Annotated in this window: 17 protein-coding genes; 7 read left to right on the plus strand and 10 right to left on the minus strand. The window is 38.9% G+C overall.

What is annotated here, in order from left to right; genetic code table 11:
- Positions 1–64 precede the first annotated feature (64 nt).
- The gene (locus JKG61_RS11515) at positions 65–955 is read right to left on the minus strand and encodes a DMT family transporter (protein ID WP_237249459.1); all 891 of its coding nucleotides are present in this window, start codon (positions 953–955) and stop codon (positions 65–67) included.
- 402 nt (positions 956–1,357) lie between these two features.
- On the opposite strand from JKG61_RS11515, the gene JKG61_RS11520 reads away from it, so the two are divergent.
- On the plus strand, positions 1,358–2,764 hold the full coding sequence (locus JKG61_RS11520; RefSeq protein ID WP_202103122.1) for an aminotransferase-like domain-containing protein: 1,407 nt from the start codon (positions 1,358–1,360) through the stop codon (positions 2,762–2,764).
- 27 nt (positions 2,765–2,791) lie between these two features.
- Here the strand turns inward: JKG61_RS11520 and JKG61_RS11525 are convergent, their stop codons facing one another.
- The gene (locus tag JKG61_RS11525; RefSeq protein WP_202103123.1) at positions 2,792–3,985 is read right to left on the minus strand and encodes a CynX/NimT family MFS transporter; all 1,194 of its coding nucleotides are present in this window, start codon (positions 3,983–3,985) and stop codon (positions 2,792–2,794) included.
- 94 nt (positions 3,986–4,079) lie between these two features.
- Here JKG61_RS11525 and JKG61_RS11530 point away from each other — a divergent pair, with 94 nt between their 5' ends.
- A complete protein-coding gene (locus tag JKG61_RS11530; RefSeq protein WP_202103124.1) occupies positions 4,080–4,880 on the plus strand; it encodes an AraC family transcriptional regulator in 801 nt (266 codons plus the stop codon).
- Positions 4,881–5,311: 431 nt separating this feature from the next.
- Here the strand turns inward: JKG61_RS11530 and catA are convergent, their stop codons facing one another.
- The gene (catA, locus tag JKG61_RS11535) at positions 5,312–5,953 is read right to left on the minus strand and encodes a type A chloramphenicol O-acetyltransferase (RefSeq protein WP_202103125.1); all 642 of its coding nucleotides are present in this window, start codon (positions 5,951–5,953) and stop codon (positions 5,312–5,314) included.
- 11 nt (positions 5,954–5,964) lie between these two features.
- Positions 5,965–6,354, minus strand: coding sequence for a cytidine deaminase family protein (locus JKG61_RS11540; RefSeq protein WP_202103126.1), 390 nt, complete (start codon positions 6,352–6,354; stop codon positions 5,965–5,967).
- 248 nt (positions 6,355–6,602) lie between these two features.
- On the opposite strand from JKG61_RS11540, the gene JKG61_RS11545 reads away from it, so the two are divergent.
- On the plus strand, positions 6,603–6,830 hold the full coding sequence (locus JKG61_RS11545; RefSeq protein ID WP_202103127.1) for a DUF6965 family protein: 228 nt from the start codon (positions 6,603–6,605) through the stop codon (positions 6,828–6,830).
- A 121-nt stretch (positions 6,831–6,951) separates the two neighbouring features.
- Positions 6,952–7,815 (plus strand): transthyretin-like family protein, encoded by an 864-nt coding sequence (locus tag JKG61_RS11550; protein ID WP_202103128.1) that lies wholly within the window; start codon positions 6,952–6,954, stop codon positions 7,813–7,815.
- 11 nt (positions 7,816–7,826) lie between these two features.
- Here the strand turns inward: JKG61_RS11550 and JKG61_RS11555 are convergent, their stop codons facing one another.
- The 5 genes from JKG61_RS11555 to JKG61_RS11575 form a co-directional block, all read right to left on the minus strand.
- Positions 7,827–9,008, minus strand: coding sequence for a TolC family protein (locus JKG61_RS11555; protein WP_202103129.1), 1,182 nt, complete (start codon positions 9,006–9,008; stop codon positions 7,827–7,829).
- 88 nt (positions 9,009–9,096) lie between these two features.
- The gene (locus JKG61_RS11560) at positions 9,097–10,230 is read right to left on the minus strand and encodes an ABC transporter permease (protein ID WP_202103130.1); all 1,134 of its coding nucleotides are present in this window, start codon (positions 10,228–10,230) and stop codon (positions 9,097–9,099) included.
- Positions 10,230–11,180, minus strand: a complete 951-nt coding sequence (locus tag JKG61_RS11565; protein WP_202103131.1) for an HlyD family secretion protein — start codon at positions 11,178–11,180, stop codon at positions 10,230–10,232. Before JKG61_RS11565 ends, JKG61_RS11560 begins: the two co-directional genes overlap by 1 nt.
- The gene (locus JKG61_RS11570; protein ID WP_202103132.1) at positions 11,161–11,862 is read right to left on the minus strand and encodes an ABC transporter ATP-binding protein; all 702 of its coding nucleotides are present in this window, start codon (positions 11,860–11,862) and stop codon (positions 11,161–11,163) included. The genes JKG61_RS11565 and JKG61_RS11570 overlap by 20 nt, the downstream gene beginning before the upstream one ends.
- Positions 11,863–11,922: 60 nt before the next feature.
- Positions 11,923–13,191 carry a hypothetical protein gene (locus tag JKG61_RS11575; RefSeq protein WP_202103133.1) on the minus strand — a complete coding sequence of 423 codons (1,269 nt, stop codon included), beginning with the start codon at positions 13,189–13,191 and terminating at the stop codon, positions 11,923–11,925.
- 246 nt (positions 13,192–13,437) lie between these two features.
- On the opposite strand from JKG61_RS11575, the gene JKG61_RS11580 reads away from it, so the two are divergent.
- Positions 13,438–14,085: a hypothetical protein gene (locus JKG61_RS11580; protein ID WP_202103134.1), complete on the plus strand. Its 648-nt coding sequence runs from the start codon at positions 13,438–13,440 to the stop codon at positions 14,083–14,085.
- 123 nt (positions 14,086–14,208) lie between these two features.
- Complete coding sequence (locus JKG61_RS11585) at positions 14,209–15,444, plus strand: tetratricopeptide repeat protein (RefSeq protein WP_202103135.1); 1,236 nt, start codon at positions 14,209–14,211, stop codon at positions 15,442–15,444.
- A 36-nt stretch (positions 15,445–15,480) separates the two neighbouring features.
- Here the strand turns inward: JKG61_RS11585 and aspA are convergent, their stop codons facing one another.
- On the minus strand, positions 15,481–16,890 hold the full coding sequence (gene aspA / locus JKG61_RS11590; protein WP_202103136.1) for an aspartate ammonia-lyase: 1,410 nt from the start codon (positions 16,888–16,890) through the stop codon (positions 15,481–15,483).
- Positions 16,891–17,421: 531 nt separating this feature from the next.
- Between aspA and JKG61_RS11595 the strand changes: the two genes are divergently transcribed.
- Positions 17,422–17,847, plus strand: coding sequence for a nuclear transport factor 2 family protein (locus tag JKG61_RS11595; protein ID WP_202103137.1), 426 nt, complete (start codon positions 17,422–17,424; stop codon positions 17,845–17,847).
- Positions 17,848–18,006: the final 159 nt, after the last annotated feature.

The following is an 18,006-nucleotide window of genomic DNA, read 5'->3' on the forward strand; positions in this document are numbered from 1 at the left end:
CCTTCCTAAAAACTGGCTTGCTTTGTATACCTTAATAATGCAATTTTTATCTATCTTTTTAATACTATTTAGCAAACCGCTTAGTTCCTGCAACACATAGAATAACACCTATGATGACAACCAGCATACCAGCACTCACCTTCTCCTGTAATAACCATGCTGCCAATCCGAGTCCAAAAAATGGTTGCAATAATTGCAACTGCCCTATCGTTGCAATCCCACCTTGTGCCAATCCTTTATACCAAAAGATAAAAGCAATGAACATACTAAATAACGATACATACACCAGACTTCCCCAAGCCTTTCCGCTTATATCCACAAAGGAATCAGGCCAATATACTATAACCAACGGTAACATGACAGGCAATGAGATTACCAATGCCCAAGATATCACTTGCCATCCTCCCAATAACCTTGTAAGTTTTGCACCCTCTGCATATCCTAAGCCACAGATCACCACCGCGCCAAACATCAGCAGATCCCCTACTGGAGATACCGACACGCCCTGTGCTACGGCATACCCCATAACCAAGAAGTTCCCGATCAACGAAAACACCCAAAAAGCGCGTTTAGGGCGCTCGCCTCCCCTGACAATTCCAAATACAGCAGTCGATACTGGCAATATACCCAAAAAGACAATAGAGTGTGCCGAAGTTATGTATTGCAAGGACAAAGCACTCAACAATGGAAATCCGACAATCACCCCGAGAGCAACAAGCAATAGCGAAATCAATTGCTCTTTTTTTGGTATTTTCTGCCGAAAGACTAACAATACAATAAGCGCAAGTATACCTGCGAAGGAAGCACGTGTAATCGTTACGAATACCGGATCAAACTCTAGGACAGCAAGCCGTGTAGCCGGTAATGAACCACTAAACAAAATCACGCCAATAAAACCATTTAACCAACCTTTTGTTGAATTATCGGCTAACTTGTTAATACTCGTTTTAGTCATAAGAATCAATTTGTCGCAAAGTTCTGTAAACTTCACTAACAAGCACAGTCACAGTTTTTGATATTTTAATGGACACACTTATCTTTGAGTAAAAAATATAATTCATCAATTTCCAGACGTTCTAATACGATGAGCAGGGCAAATAATCCGTATATCCATCCCGATAAACCAACGTAAGGACTACGTCGAAGACAGTCGGGGCAATGTAGTACAGGCTAACACGAATGACCACGGAACAACGTGCACACCAACAGTAATAAAGTCGTGCATAATATAGTCTGGATATTCCCTATGACCATTAAAGAACAAACCGATCCGCCAACTAGCGGATCATGAAATAAATGCGAAGCATTCATGAGTTCTATCAAGAAAACAATTAAATGCGCGAATAATTATACACATATGAAAAAAGAGTTCTTATATAACGGTATTGCCGACAACATCGCTTCCAAGATACATTCGGGCGTTCTAAAGTCGGGCGAACGTCTACCTTCCGTCAGAAACCTGAGCGGTCTTCATGGTATCAGCATAAATACGGCCAAACGTGTGTTCCTGGAACTCGAGTCCCGTTCACTCATACAGGCTAAGCCCCAGTCAGGATATTTTGTAAGTTCTGTACCCCAACTTCCTCTTCCCACTACCAGTCAACCTGTTCCATTTATTATCAACAGAGAACCCGAAAAACTTATGAACGATATATATGCGACTATGGGACGTCAGGATCTCACGATGCTGTCTATCGGTATCCCTTCCGGAAACCTGCTTCCGCTGGCTAAACTCAAGAAAGAAATTGTGACAGCTACTCGTACTCTACAATGCGGTGGTACCGAGTATGAGCCCCTACAAGGTAACCTCAAACTACGACGAATGGTAGCTGCTCGCTCCTTGACCTGGGCGGGCAACCTTAAAGAAGATGACATTATAACCACCAATGGTTGCATGCATGCACTAGCCCTATGTCTGATGGCATTGACAAAACCAGGTAATACTCTTGCCTTGGAAAGCCCTTGTTATCCAGGCATACTTCAACTTGCCGTAAGTCTCGGCCTACACGTTATCGAAGTCGCTACGCATCCAATATATGGTATTGATATGGATGCATTAACAGCATTATTACCACGGATCGATGTGTGTCTTTTGGTTCCCAATTTCAATACACCATTAGGTTACTGCATGCCTGAAACTCACAAAGAAACGATCACCAAACTCTTAGCACAGCATAATATCCCTTTGATTGAAGACGATACTTATGGAGATCTCCATTTTGGATCCGAGCGTCCCAAATGTTGCAAATCTTTTGATACGGAAGGCAATGTACTCTGGTGCGGTTCGGTATCCAAGACATTGGCACCGGGATATCGTGTCGGCTGGGTAGCTGCGGGAAAATATCACGAACAGCTTCTGAAACTGAAACTGGTGCATTCGCTATCTTCTGCAGCAATTATTAACGAGGCAGTCGGAAACTTTCTGATGACAGGAAGATATGAAAACCATCTACGTCGATTACGTAAAACCTTAGAAATAAACTATCAGAACTATATCACCATCATCGCGAGCGACTTTCCTAAAGGCACTAAAGTAAGCCGTCCTCAGGGAGGATTGGCAATATGGATAGAACTACCTGGGAATATCGACACCCAAGTACTATATAACTATGCTTTAAAGAAAGGAATAAGTATATCTCCAGGCCGTATTTTCACATTGCAGGACCAATTCCATAACTGCATACGGCTATCGATCGGATTACCTTGGACAGACCAACTTAAATTAGACCTAAAGCAGATCGGGAAGTTAGCCAAAACTTTATAGCTTTGCAGGATATTTAAAGAACAATCATTAGTAATCTTCTATAAAGCGATTTCTTGCTGCTTTTCGGCCAAATATGGTCATGATGATGATCATCAGTAGTAAAAAATAAAACGAGCTTTTCCAGGAGACATCCCAATCATGTAATATGCCGAACACAGGCGGCCCAAAGGCTGCTATGAGATAACCTACAGACTGTGCCTTTCCTGAGATCTTAATTGTTCCGTTCATCGTCTTACTCTTAAGCGAGAAAAACAAAATCGACAAACTAAATGCCCAGCCACTGGCTATTCCAATAAATACCGCAGTCAGATAAATATATTGTACTTTTAAAACTAAAAGCATACTTATACCAGTAAACATCAATATACCGACACTATAAATCATCCATTTTTGATCCTTTACTTGGCTTGCTATTACTGGGCTGATAAACAATACAGGCAACATAGCGAGTTGAATTACCAAAAGCACTATTCCTGTCTGCTCTTTGGCCATTCCGTAGTCAATCAGAACAATCGGCAACAATGCGACCAGACAATAGTATACCAAAGACTGAATCCCCATAAAGATGCTTATATACCAAGCTTGTTTCGACCTAAATACATTGAAGCTTCTTACTGCTACCGCCTTTACTATAGTCCTTGCTTCCGTCTTTTTCTTACCCAGAAAAGCTTCTAAAGCGACAGCAAATAGCGCCAATAAAGCCCATACTACCCAAATTCCTAAAGATCCCTTCCATCCCATCTCTGTCCATTTACCAATAGAAATACTCATCCCCGACGCTAAAGCAGCAGTTAGGTTCATCGCCACGGAAAATACTCCCGTCATCATGCCAATATTTTCGGGGAATAGGTTCTTGATATAGGCCGGAGTTGTTACGTTGCCGATACAGATTCCTAGTCCTATAAAAAAAGAACCCACAAAAAGCATTGTAGTCGTTCCATATATTCTTAGATACAGTCCAATAACCAAGAAAATCAAAGCATAAATCAAGCTATAATGAATATTTGCTTTAACAGCCATTTTACTTACTAACACTGAACAGGTGGCAAATACCATCAAGGGAATTGACGTCAGTAGACTTCCCTGTAAATTATTAAGCTGTAGTGACTCTATTATTTCGTTCAACACAGGGCTTACCGCTGTAATTGGGGCTCTCAGACCACCTCCTATTAAAATGATTACTATTATATTGAGCAATAGTAAACTTCCTTTATTTTTCATCTTTTTCTATTTCTATAAATCTATTTTCTTCCGACATACCGACCACAGATACAAAAGTACAATTGGCATTTTTATTAACTTTGCCAAAAAGTATATGCTAAACGACAAAAAAAATCAACAACTATTAGAGAACTGGAAGGAAAAAGGAGTTGACGCCATACCTTCTGAATCTTATATCTGGTATGAAGACAATTGGGCTCATGACAAGTACGAGCACAGCCACCAGCGATATCAACTAACCTATGTAGAAGATGGTTACCAATACTTTCATATCAATAAGCAGATCTTTCTAGTGCCTCAAAATCATGTTATCTGGATTCCCTCCAATCTTAGCCATCGCACTACTTCGCAAGCTAAAACTGTTAATCTGATGATCATCCTGTTTAAGACTACACCAGACCAAACATTCTATAAAGACATCCACGTATTCCCAGCTCCCGCTGTATTAAAGGAAATGCTCTTATACGCTGCCAAATGGAACCAACAATTATTCGATGAAGAAGAACATACGGTTTTCCTAAGGGCTATCTTACAAAGTCTTCCCTATTTTTGCGAAGAAAATCAGTTTTTAAAGATACCTGTACCTATCGATCAACGTTTGACTCCTGTCTGCAATTATATAAATGTAAACTACAGGTACACTTCTGATACCGATACCCTAGCCCATCTGGCCAACATGTCGGTACGCAGCTTACAGCGAATATTCAAGCAACAAACAGGGATTACTATCCAAAAATATACACAATTGATCCGTATATTGAAAAGCATAGAACTTATCGACACCGGGCAATATACCCTCACCCAAATCGCTACCATGATCGGCTACAAGAGCCTGTCAGCGTTCACGTCTTCCTATCAATCGATAATGTTAAGTAGGCCGAATGTAAAAAAGTAGCTGGGACATTCCCAAATTCAATTTTATATGAACAACCAGTCTAAAATGACAGAAGCCGCGATCTGTTCGAAAGCGACTTCTATACCTCCCCAAGTTGAGTTTTAGAATAGCACACCTATTCTGGTAGTTTATTCCATTTACTATTTTGACACCATTGTATACTACCGCAATGCACTTTGGCATTAAAGCTCACTCCTAAAAAATAATTTCTCAGTATAATAGTAGTATCTAGTTATCTCTCATAAATAGAGTAACTACAATAACACAACACCTATTAAAAGAAATTGTTTTCTCTTTTTGTATTTATTTTTAACTAGTATTTATTTTAAGACGCTTTGCTTATACCCTCTAAAAATTAGTGCAATTTGTGGGTTACAAAAAATTGCACACTGTCCTGCGTGCAACTTATCATTGCATTCAGTATTAAACCTCTACATACTATATACATTATCACAATAATCTTGTAATGATTCAATAAATCTTGCCACATGAATCCCATCGCAAACCGCATGATGAACCTGTATAGCTAAGGGTAACACTACTTCAGCACCTACCTTTTTATATTTACCAACAGTAAAACTTGGGGCAAAATAGTCCGTAAAATCAGCAATATTTAAATTGAAACTATCAAAATCTATCCAAGGTAAGGCTGATATATTAAAATGGTTCTCTGGAACAACCTCTGGAAAGAATCGCAGATCGCTGTTATACTTTTGGACATTTTGTTCATAATCTGAGACGAATTCTCTAAAATCCATGGTATACTTTGTATATAAGGCCGAAAAAGTCTCCGTTTCTGGCTTTAGTACTGTATATATCGGATGGACTTCATCCCAAACAACTAATTCACCATCCTTCATCCTCATCCTAAATTCAGCATGATTATTTACAGCCTTCGTCAATAAATAAATCATTGTAGGATAGAATTTATACCCCTTCTCTTTAACAAAGGAGATTACACGGTTTATTTCAACTTTGACAGTTAGACTGAATCCACATCGTACGGATGTACTGTAAACTTTAAAATGCTCTTTACGCTTCCAGTCTTCAATATTTATTTTTTTATAACTCATTTTCCTCTCTTTTACCAGGTTCTACCATTACTAATTTTCCAATCATAAGGCACTAATTCTTCCAAAGTCCTAACTTCTCCATTTGCCACTTCGATCAAAGTCTTTCTATTATCTGACGACAATTGTCCGATCAGTTCACGGCACCTACCACATGGAGGTACTACATCACCTTTACAGTCCACAGCTACAATAGTTTTTATCCGGAATTCCTTATTTTTAAGCATCTCTGCTATAGCACCATGCTCTGCACAATGCCCTAAAGAACACGCAGTATCTATACTTATACCTGTATATATATTGCCATCTATTGTTTCTAAAGCTGCGCCGACTGCCCCATACTCGATATAACTATTATGTACGACCGGATTGGCCAAACTTGCTGCGATTTTCTTTATATCCATTGTCCGATTCTAATTTTGCTTTCGATAAGTGACACAGTTTTCAACGGATACCTCCATCCAACGATATTTGTCTCAATCCCAAAATTACTAAACTACATCATTTATTTATACACCTATCTCTATTCGTCGTATGCATTTTACAACATCAATGTCCACTATCCATTTTGATATAGAGAAAGATAGACTATAATGCGTGATGAATACATCGATACCTTTTTCTATTCAAAAATGAAATAATATCTTTGAGCATGACTATAGATGAATTAAAAGCAGCATTATTAAATAGAGACTATCCAGAACGTGTAAAGATCAGCAGCGATCAGGTTGTAGTTGATGTTCCAAAATTTTTAGAGATTCAGTTTCTTGAATGTGAATTATGGAAGAAAAAAGACATCACCAAATGTCCAGGCCATCTTAGATTGGTGAAATTTTATGAAGCCACTAATCCCTCAACTCAAATCACTACTGCGGAGTAATCCCATATTCTTTTATAAAGTACCCTTGAACAAACTCAGGGTGCTTTATAGACACCTTTTCCTACTTGTTAGCAAGAGGCATAATATTTGTCTGAACCTTCCAAAATACATAATCAAAATTATGGTGATCAAGAAAGTCCTTTTGTTAGTATGTCTTATTACGAGCAGTGGTATCTTAATATCCTGCCTATCGCGACTTTCCCGTCCTGCTATAACGGGTTACATCTTTGATTACAACAACACACCTCTTTCTGGTTGTAAAGTCAGCGAAACAAAGACCGATGCACAAGGTAGATTCTATTTAAAAGAGCGTCGCGTTAATCGTTTTATTCTCACTGAAATGTTTACTATGGAGGCTCCGCCGGTATTCTTTACTATTGACATAGAAAAAGACGGATATCAACCTTATCATAGTGATTTTTTCCAACGACATGGTGGAGGTCGCCAGAAGGGGGCATTTGATAATATTGATACAATTTATATTAAACGCATTGGTCAACAAATAAACATCAAAGACTATATATACGATGATTGGATATTTTCGACTGACAGAAATCTTGATACACTCTATGGTATTAATAAAAACTATAGATTCAACAATCCAGTTACAAACAACACCGAATTTCAAGACAAGTACAATTGGGGATTAGTCTACAAATACAAAAGTACTACTCCTCCGGATGGTAGTTGGAATCCCGAATCATATGATCTATTAACCAGTTGTAAAATCACCTTACAACAAAATGGAAGCTATCAGGGAATAAAAACATGCAAATATATTAATCCTTGGCGTCATCGAAAAGAATACGACAGAATCTACCGCGAGGCCTATAAAATCCCATCAGACAGTAGTCATAGTAGCGGCCACTTTACACTAAAAGATAACCTCATACACTTTGACAATTCCTTTATGGGAGCAGATGCTATCTACAAAATTGATTCTATTGACCGGGATATCCTTATATTGTCCCGAAAAAAATATTAAGATTATACCTTCTACTCCAATATCGCCTGAATCAAGTCATACTCAGCCTGCCACACCTCTCGTTTTGTTTGATTTAACTGATGAATCGATTCGTTAAGATCCACGACTAATAGTCTCCCTTCTTTATAGATTCGCTCTTGATTTTCTTTTGCCTGTCGGGCTAAGTCTGCAATAGTTTCTAACCGCTTTAACTTCACTCTCGCTGCCGCTATTTTGCCCTCGCGTTGCTTTTCATTGATATCTTCATTAAAGCGTTCACTGTCTATCTTCAAAGAGACTAAATCGAATTCCGTATGTAGGCGTTTATATGTCGACCGGTAAGTAAAAAAAGTAGATATCGGAACCTTTACCGCTGCGTTGACATAACTACTGCCGTACCATTCCTTTCCCTTATCCAAATGCAACACATTACTATAATATTGTTCTCCCAAATAAGCATTTAGCTTAAAAGTCGGCAGCAACTGTCTTTTCACGCCCTCTTTCTGCAGTTCATACGTTCTTCTTTCAATCCTCAAAGATTCTTCAGTAATATTATTTTTCCGATATTTTTCAATAAAGGTAAGAATATCATTAATATCACTATCCAAGGTCTTAATAGTCTCCAAATCTGTAAATCGACACAATTCTAAATCAGCATCTCTTAAAACCGTCCATGATTCATACAATTGTATACGTTTTCTCTCAAATTCCTGCTGTGCAGCAAGGTAGTTTGTGAGCTGTTCCCTACCTTCTTTATACCGTATTTCTAAAACCTTAAGAATTTCATCATAATGTATAGAATCCTGGAGTGCTAACCTATATTGCTTGCTTGCCAGCACTACTCCAGCATAAGCCAAGGTCGCATCCCGTTTCCATTCCTGCTCCTGCTTGGCTTGATCTAACGCCGCACTTTCAATTTCCAATATCTTTTGTTTCTTTTCTACTCTATATTTTGGATCGAATAGTTGCCATTCCATCTGTAAACCAGTTTTAGCACTCCACTTGGTTGCAAACTTCAAAGGGATGACTGCTCCATCCAATGCATTCGGATCAAATGCTACTGCCGGTACCGGCGTGATGGGTACCACAAGATTACGCTGTATATTAGCATCAATATAAAATACGGGAATACGGCTATTCTTAAACTCCTTTAGTTCTTCTTTTTTAACTTCTATCGATAAATTACTTTGGCGATTTAACGAAGTGCTGGGCATATTTTCCCATAACCCTTCAATGCTAAGTACCTGACCCTTACAAAAAAAAGGAGTTAGAAAATACAGAATGTAGATAAAAAACCTCATATCAAAACACAGAAGCAGGTTCTAACTTGCTGATCTTATGCACCGCAAACAACGAGCCTCCTACAGCAATAAGAAGCGTAATACCAAACAAAAATAAAGAAAAAACTAAAGAGATATCAATGATAAGTCCTGAATTCCGAACCCCAAATTTGAATCCGAGCAAAAGCAACATAGCGAACATATAACCTATGACAGCGTAAAGAAATGCCTGCACTATGATAAGACGGTTCACATAACCGTTACTTGCTCCGATTGCTTTCAGTGTACCATAGTCCTTAATACGATCTAAGGCCGATGAATATAAAGTAAGCCCTATAATGAAAAATCCACTTATCATTGCAAAAAGCACTAAAGTTCCAAAACTCATTCCCATATTAGAAGTGATCAAAATTTCTTTTACAGTAGACTTTTGCAATTCCTTAGCATCCCAAGCCTGCAGCTCAGGAAACAATCGTGGTATATCACTCAAGATCGTTTCTTTACTTATACCCGGCTCAAGTCTGGCAATAATAAGGCTGATAGCCGAGGGGGGCAAATTAGTCATAGAGCGGGCGTTTTCCAACGTCGTATACATAAGACTTGCACCGAAAGCCTGAGCTCCTTTAGTCAACACACTAATTTTAGCAGCCTTTCCATTGATCTCTATCGGCTTATCAAGAACCAAATTCGTATTCCAACTTTTCTCACTATATATTTCAGCAGAAACAGTGTGCGGATCGATTAAAGAACGGATATTTCCCTGCGCTATCTTTTCTCTACCCGGTCCCATCACAAAATGAGGTGCTTCTGCACCCACCAAGGTTACTGAAGCAGTTTTTCCATCTAAAAAAGTAGCTTGTGCAGGTGCTAAAACGACAGGATATGCGGCATCTATTCCTCTTAAACTTCCAATCTGTTGTACCAGCCTCTCATCCAATTGATTTACCGCATTGATGTTTTTACTCTGTTTCTCTATGATCCAAAGTTCATTATCTCCAACAGGGGCATTCCCTACAAGGTTTCCCATTAATCCCATCAAAAAAAACAATAGACTTAATTGCTGCCCTATTAAAAAGGTACTGATAACTACGGCTGTTATTACCCCAATGCTTTTCGCTTTGTCATATTTAATGAATTTAAAAGCTACCTTTAACATTATTTGATCTTTATCTCGCAGTCCACCTTAGTGTTAATTACAAATCCACTCTCCTCTTCCAACTTAATTTTCACCCGGCGTACCCTGCGATCCTGAGCTTCATTGGCCGTATCGTAGAAGATTGATTTATTAGATAATATAGGGCTTACATATACCAACTCGCCTCGTATCGATTTATCTCCACTTGTCACTGCATAAACAGACACCTTCTGCCCGACTTTCACTTCATTAGCAAATAACTCATCCACTTCTGCTTCTACAATCGGATTACTCGTTGTTATAATACGCCCAAGCTCCTGACCGGGTTCAATATACTGCCCAAGACGCACATTCAAATCATTAATAATACCGTCACCAACAGCTTCAATGTGTAGGTTGGCGTATAGCTTACCTACTTTCTTAATATTTACATTCTGTTCTTCCAGAACTAATCTTTGCGCTTCAAGTTGGCTTTGCAAGCCCCTCAAGGTTGCCTTCTGTTGTCTCCAACTCGACCGATCTCCCTCCAATACTTCTTTCGTTTCCGCATTTAGTTCGACCAGACGCCTGGAAGTTTGATATTTCTGGCTGCGTTCTTCCAATATAGTGGTCGCCTTAGCAATTTCCTCTTCTGTCGTCTTTATATCTACTTTTAATCGACTCATTTCTAACTGAGCGCGTTGCAAATCCAGATAAGCGTCCTCCGACTCCAATTGAGCAATTACTTGTCCTATACCTACAGAATCTCCGTCTTTAACAAATATTTCTTTCACTCTTCCTACCACTGAACTTGAAATAATAACATCCGCAGTTGATGGGGTAAGCTTTCCAATAGCCCGAACGTCGCTGATTTCGTCCAATATCTCTTTACGGCCTCTATCAACTTCCGTCTCTCCACCGGATGAACAGCTATAACACCATAGTGTACAGAGTATTCCAAGAAACGCTGTTTTATTTATAATACTGTTCATTCTTTATCTTCATAGATACCACACCTTCTTCAACATAGATTGTCTTATCTGCAAATTTACGCAAACGTAAGTCATGAGTTACGACTATCACAGCCTTACCTACACTAGCCAGTCCATTCAATTCAACCATAATAGCTTCCGCACTATATGCATCCAAAGATGCCGTCGGCTCATCACAGAGTATCATAGCGGGATCTGCGACCAGAGCGCGTGCTATTGCTACCCGTTGTTTCTGTCCACCACTAAGTTTTTTTGGTAAGCTAAATATTCTATCTGCTAATCCTACTTTTTCCAGTGCCCGCCTGGCTCTACTTCGAGCAACCGAACTTGATGCTCCTTGTAGAATTAGTGGATGCATTACATTCTCTAAAGCATTCAGAGGTTCAAGTAGATTGAACTGCTGAAACACAAAACCGACTTCATGCAGACGCAAGTCTGCCAAGTCGCGTTCATTCAGCCCTGTCACCTCTCGCCCTTTGTAAAATACCTTCCCCGACGTAGGATATATAATACAGCCCAATATCGATAACAACGTTGTTTTCCCACTACCTGATGGTCCCATAATCAAGGTCAGCTTGCCCGACTCAAAACTCATATCGGTCGTCGATAATGCTGTTATACTACTATCCCCAGTTTTATAAACTTTACAGACTTGTTCTAATGTGACGATATTTTGCTCCATTTTCTTGAAGATCAATTTCGATAAAAAAAATGGAACAAAGAAGGCAAATAAAAAAGTAGGCTATTTTAGAATATTTCCATCTTCTCTAAAAAGTACCTCTCCTTCCATAGTCCACAGCATCACTCCACTTTCCGCATTTCTATTGTAAACACCACCGCCATTAAAAGAAGCACCAAAAGGTGTAGCCTTATTCCCATTTACTTTGTTATCATGCCAGCCCATATTGCCGGTATTACGATTAAATATTCCTCCACCATAGGATAATCGGGCGACAGAATCAGCATTATTATACCCAATGATATTATCACTCCACAACATCATTCCTGCGTTTACATTATAAACGCCCCCCCCATAAGCCAAGGATGTGGATATAGCTATATTATGCTCGATAACATTTTCAGTCCATATCATGGTCCCCCTCGCCGAATTACTATTATACACCCCTCCACCAAAAGCGGCTGCCGCACCAGACGAACAAGATACGGTGTTGTTTTTGATGGAATTATTGATCCACTTTATTATACCGTCTCCTTTATTCTCGTTGTATACAGCACCTCCATAAGCATACGATGAAGATGAAGAGGCCATATTATGCACAATCTCTAAATTCCGAAAAGTCAGACTACCTTTTGTCAACACGACGTATATTCCACCTCCACATGCTCTGCAAAACGACTCTCTATTCACCCGGATAAAAGTACCAGCATTGTCGCTACCTCCACCGGTAATGGTAAAACCGTCCAAAACAGCTTCTTCTCCCATATCTCCTGCCGATACGACCACATGAAATGCATTTTCACCCCTATTAGTCAACTTTAGATACCTCCCTTGTCCCAAACACCCATCATCCCGATTATAATCTCCACTTAATATACTTTCACTTCCGCCTTTGTCTTTTAAAATCCGATCTTTCATTCCAGGACTTCCCGAAGAGGGAAAGCCTCCAAACAATTGTACGTCTTTAACCAATAGAAAAGTTCTATCTCTGAGAACTACGGCTTTATCATTCCCTCCGTTTCCGTAATCGGGCATATACAATGGGGTATACACACCTTCAGCGACCCAGATCTGTAAGGGATTGTTTTTGTTCCAAAGACCTTTATCCTTATTTTCATGAGCCCACCTCAATGCATCGCTCAGCTCTGTAATTGCATTAGCCCAATCGGCTCCACTTCCATTTCCTCCTTTGACACTTTTGTTGACATGAAGTATATTATTGGTTGGTATACGGTGTAATACACTGCCTACTGCCTGAAATTCATAGGCACCAATATTGACAACCTCTTTGAGCTCTCGCCGGTCGTCAGTCCAATCCTGATTTATTTTCAAATCTATTATCCTATAACGGTATGCTTCGGAAAGCTAGCAAATTATTCGCTAATAACCTAATTCTTTCCAAAACCCTGTCAATTTAAATCTCAAAATATATTTGAACACCCCCTAAATGCTCCCAGTTTTACGAATAATAAATACAATGTAACGTTTTGTAAATGCATACTCATTTGTCTCGCTCCAATATTTACTTTTGATTCAATTCATTGAAAACATCATATTCATTAAAAACATAAAATAAAAATGACTACAAAAACGGAGGCAAATAACGTCGCTAAAAAAGTTCAATCTTTAGCCATGGGACTCATCGGAGCCATGTTCATAGCTCTCGGATTCAGCTATTTTACTGAACAGGCATCCTATCGCATCCCTCGAATACTACTTCCTGTGTATGAATTAATGGGCAATATAGGATTGGCCATTGGGCTACTAATCCTAGGTCTGTCCCTTCTTTATACAGCTTACTCCAAATTTAAAAACAGCGGGGGGAACCCATCCTTTATGTGGATAATTTTACCAATATTCGTTGCTTCTGCATTTGTCATCACCCATATATTCGAAAAGAAAAACACAGAGCCACACACACGGGTCGGAGGAACTATTCAGAATAAATCAGAAAGTGATCTCCATACAAACATCATCCGTCCAAAACTAGAACATACTGAAGCCAATGCTTACTTGGATCGAGTGGAAACAATAGTCCAAGAAATGACTACAGCCAGGGAAGAAAAAAATGATAAAAATTTCGGTGAATTAGAAATTGAGTATTTTGAATTAACAAAACAATTAGCTGACATCATCCCTCCACTGAGTAAGACCGATAAATATGCAGATTTTGCGAAGTACAATGCTCAATTGGCCAATAAAATCAACAAAATGCGGGGAATATAAGCTCCGCATTTTTACTTTACAAATATCTCTCTTTTACAAGATCAAAATACAGCACATAAATTGTACTTTTGCAAACCATAAATAGGTACTCATATTTATTCCAACAATTATTAGGTAAATTATATGCTGAAAAGAACAAAACAGGTGCTTACTTTAATTTACATAGTTTTCTGTTCATCGATAGCTTATAGCCAACATATCGATGTAGACGAACTTTATGAGCATGTTTCCAAGCTCAATGATAATAACCAAAATGAACAGTCTATCCTATTATTGGAGAAAATCATTAACGACCCAAAATCCACGGCAATAGACCTGACCCACGCCTACCTCGCAAAGTCTCTAACCTACAAACAACTCTACAATTATACCGGGGCCTTAAAAAACCTAGAATTAGCCTATCAGGAGAGTCAAAAAACAAACAAGAAAGAAAAACTTACAACGCAGATTATTATCGAGCGTATACTCATACATTTCGATCTGAAAAATGAACGGGAGTATCTTGAATTATTAAAACAGTTGAAGCCTGGGGATCTTCAATATGTAAAAAAAGAAACTCAGGCGTATTACCAATGTATCCTCGGGCACCTCGAACTGAGAAAAGGAAACTACAAAGAAGCTGATTCACATTTTGAACAAGCCATCGCGCTCTTCCAAGCAGAAACACCAAAACACCTGCCTCTCATTTACAAAGCAAAAGTTGAACTGTACAATATTATGGGGCTTCATGATAAAGCTATTGAAGCGTTTGAGAAAGGCCTTCTCTCTGCAAATGAGCATCATATTGATATCTATAAGATAATGATGTACGAAACTATGATATATTATTACACTTCCAACAAGGAATATGAGAAAGCCTATCACGCGCAAAAGACAGTCAGCGAAGCCCGTCGCCAGTATGATGCTGCAAACCGAAGTGGAAAATTAACTCTCTTAGAGAAGGAGCTACTACAGCAACGCACTAACATCGAAATTATCAACAAAAGAAATATGACATGGATGCTTTACTGTATCACTTTCTTATTATTCGCCTTAGTTTTTGTACTTTTTAGGCTTTACCAATCTAACAAACAACGTCGAATATTGATGGAAAAAGAGATAGAGCAGATGAGAATAAGTCTCCAGCGCTACATCAATCCAGCTTCAAATACAAACCTATCTCCACTAGACCTGCAACAAGATAGTCCGCAGATGACAGCGAGGCAACTTCAGATTGTCGAATTAGTCAAACAAGGTAAGACCAATAAAGAAATCGGAGCAGCACTATTTATTTCGGAAAATACTGTCAAATATCATTTAAAAACGATCTACGAACTACTCGATGTCAGCAATCGGTTAGCACTAATGCACAAAAACTAAAGCGTTCTCCATAATTTGATCAAGCAACAGGTTACATCATTGCGCAATAAATTTAGGATGAATCAGATTTTCGACAGAATATATCTCTTCCCATTTGATCTGACTGATCAGTTTACGTTCTATAACCACTATTTCATAGATCGATTTACCTGTTACCAGCGCCTCTTTAGCAATAGATGAACATTCTTCATAACCCAATATTGGATTTAGTTGTGTGACTATACCAATACTCTGCATGACCATATTTCTACTGTGGTCGGCATTTGCTGTGATTCCTACGACACACTTGTCTTTAAGCGTATCACATGCTTTTGTTAAATATTGCAGCGAAGTGAACAGCGCCATGCCCATTACAGGCTCCATGACGTTGAGTTGCAATTGTCCTGCCTCGGCAGCCATAGTGACCGTCACATCCGCTCCCATTACATAAAAACAGGTCTGGTTCATCAACTCCGGAATAACGGGGTTTACTTTACCAGGCATGATCGACGAGCCCGGCTGCATCGCTGGTAGATTGATCTCGCTAAGGCCGCAACGTGGGCCACTGCTCAAAAGCCGTAAATCATTACATATTTTACTCAGCTTTATAGCACTCTGTTTCAAAGCACCGCTCAATTGCACCAATGCACCAGTATCGTAGGTTGCCTCAATTAGATCCGAAGCCAAAGTCACAGGCACCGCGCTAATGTCCGCTAAATATTTAACACATAGCGCAGCATACCCTTCAGGAGCATTTACCCCAGTACCTATGGCGGTAGCCCCCATATTTACCGCTGTTAACATCCGGACAGCCATTTTAATGTGTTCAACATCCTTACCCAAAGCAGTAGCAAACGCATTAAACTCTTGACCCAATGTCATTGGTACTGCATCCTGCAGCTGCGTACGTCCCATCTTCAATACCCCATCAAACTCTTTCCCTTTGTTATAAAATGCAAGTTGAAGTTCTTCTAAAGCAGTTATAAAAGATGCAGCTTTCAGATATAATGCTATACGGAAAGCTGATGGATAAGCATCATTTGTACTTTGTGATAGATTAACATCATTGTTCGGATGAAGATATTCATATTCACCTTTTTTATGTCCAAGATACTCTAGCCCTACATTGGCAATCACTTCATTAGCATTCATATTCGTAGACGTCCCTGCTCCCCCTTGGATAAGATCACTTACGAACTGATCGGTAAACTCACCCGCAATCAGACGGTCACAGGCGTAGGCAATAGCTTCGGCCTTTTTCAAGTCTAGTACCCCTAAGTCTCTATTAGCTAACGCTGCAGCTTTCTTCACGTGACCGAAAGCCTTTATAAATAGGGGCTCACTGCCTATCGATATACCTGTAATATCAAAGTTCTCTTTGGCGCGCATGGTCTGCACGCCATAGTAGCAGTCGTTACTGATTTCCTTTTCTCCCAAAAAATCATGCTCGGTTCTAAAATCTGTCATTTCTATTTATGTTTATGTTTATGTTGATCACCTTATTAACTTAACATTATAAACCCAAATCATAGGCTCTTTACTTCTCCATCCATACAATCTTTTTCCAACTAGAAAAAACACCTATGACATACAATCTCGATACTCGAAAATTACTATTTTCCGAGTTTCCGGTACAGCAAGCAAATAATCCTTAGACAGGCTTTTAGTATTAAGAATCAATACCGGCCAAATTTAACAAAACTTACTTCATAAAGAAGCCTTATTTTTCTTTTCCTATGCCACGATTCTCTTTTTCGCTTATCTCCACCTATTCTAAAAAAAACAGGCCACAATTACTTAAACGAAGAAAACTTAACTCATACCAGTATCTCCTACCGGACACTGGTCACTTCAGAATACTGACCGAAACATTCTCTGGTCTCACCGAAAAATCAGATGAATTGGTCGAAAGTCCCTTTTCAAATCATGTATCTGTCGCTACTTTTGAATCAACAATTAAGGCAGTATTTTATTAACAACAACTAAAAAGACATAATAATGAAAACAACAATCACTACTATCGCAGCGCTATGTGTATTAATATTTGGATTTAATGCAACGGCAAAAGAAAACGCTAACCCACTAAAAAGATTAAATAGCAGAGCTATCGCTCTTACCTATCTGCAGACCATATCAACCGGTAATATCCAGTACAACAAACATTTGTACACCATCGACTTTGAGTATCGTAATAGTTCGAATGACCAAGTATCCAATAAAAGTCAATATCTACGCTTCCTAAAAGAAAACAAAGGATTACAATACGACTGTGATACCACTTACGAAATACTGGACGAGACAGGAAACACAGCTGTAGGTAAAGCAACTATGAAATTTAAGAATTTCACCCGTATCGATTACATTACGATGCTACAAACATCGGATGGTTGGAAAGTTAGCAAAATAGTAACTACTTACCCTTAACCGAAAATTGACTTTTACTGTAGTTTATTTTATTTAGGCCCGCGGGAGTGCGGGCTTTTTTAATCTTCATAAATATTCCATAATTCTGATCGTATTTTTCATTCTTAAAGCTTATACTTGGGATTTAACCAATAAAAACGTAATTTCCGATTATAACCA

It is taken from the genome of Sphingobacterium faecale (genome assembly GCF_016746095.1).
GTDB lineage: Bacteria > Bacteroidota > Bacteroidia > Sphingobacteriales > Sphingobacteriaceae > Sphingobacterium > Sphingobacterium faecale.

Coding starts and splice junctions, on each gene's coding strand:
- JKG61_RS11515 (WP_237249459.1), bottom strand. CDS start 955: ATGACTAAAACGAGTATTAACAAGTTAGCCGATAATTCAACAAAAGGT.
- JKG61_RS11520 (WP_202103122.1), top strand. CDS start 1,358: ATGAAAAAAGAGTTCTTATATAACGGTATTGCCGACAACATCGCTTCC.
- JKG61_RS11525 (WP_202103123.1), bottom strand. CDS start 3,985: ATGAAAAATAAAGGAAGTTTACTATTGCTCAATATAATAGTAATCATT.
- JKG61_RS11530 (WP_202103124.1), top strand. CDS start 4,080: ATGCTAAACGACAAAAAAAATCAACAACTATTAGAGAACTGGAAGGAA.
- catA (WP_202103125.1), bottom strand. CDS start 5,953: ATGAGTTATAAAAAAATAAATATTGAAGACTGGAAGCGTAAAGAGCAT.
- JKG61_RS11540 (WP_202103126.1), bottom strand. CDS start 6,354: ATGGATATAAAGAAAATCGCAGCAAGTTTGGCCAATCCGGTCGTACAT.
- JKG61_RS11545 (WP_202103127.1), top strand. CDS start 6,603: ATGACTATAGATGAATTAAAAGCAGCATTATTAAATAGAGACTATCCA.
- JKG61_RS11550 (WP_202103128.1), top strand. CDS start 6,952: ATGGTGATCAAGAAAGTCCTTTTGTTAGTATGTCTTATTACGAGCAGT.
- JKG61_RS11555 (WP_202103129.1), bottom strand. CDS start 9,008: ATGCCCAGCACTTCGTTAAATCGCCAAAGTAATTTATCGATAGAAGTT.
- JKG61_RS11560 (WP_202103130.1), bottom strand. CDS start 10,230: ATGTTAAAGGTAGCTTTTAAATTCATTAAATATGACAAAGCGAAAAGC.
- JKG61_RS11565 (WP_202103131.1), bottom strand. CDS start 11,180: ATGAACAGTATTATAAATAAAACAGCGTTTCTTGGAATACTCTGTACA.
- JKG61_RS11570 (WP_202103132.1), bottom strand. CDS start 11,862: ATGGAGCAAAATATCGTCACATTAGAACAAGTCTGTAAAGTTTATAAA.
- JKG61_RS11580 (WP_202103134.1), top strand. CDS start 13,438: ATGACTACAAAAACGGAGGCAAATAACGTCGCTAAAAAAGTTCAATCT.
- JKG61_RS11585 (WP_202103135.1), top strand. CDS start 14,209: ATGCTGAAAAGAACAAAACAGGTGCTTACTTTAATTTACATAGTTTTC.
- aspA (WP_202103136.1), bottom strand. CDS start 16,890: ATGACAGATTTTAGAACCGAGCATGATTTTTTGGGAGAAAAGGAAATC.
- JKG61_RS11595 (WP_202103137.1), top strand. CDS start 17,422: ATGAAAACAACAATCACTACTATCGCAGCGCTATGTGTATTAATATTT.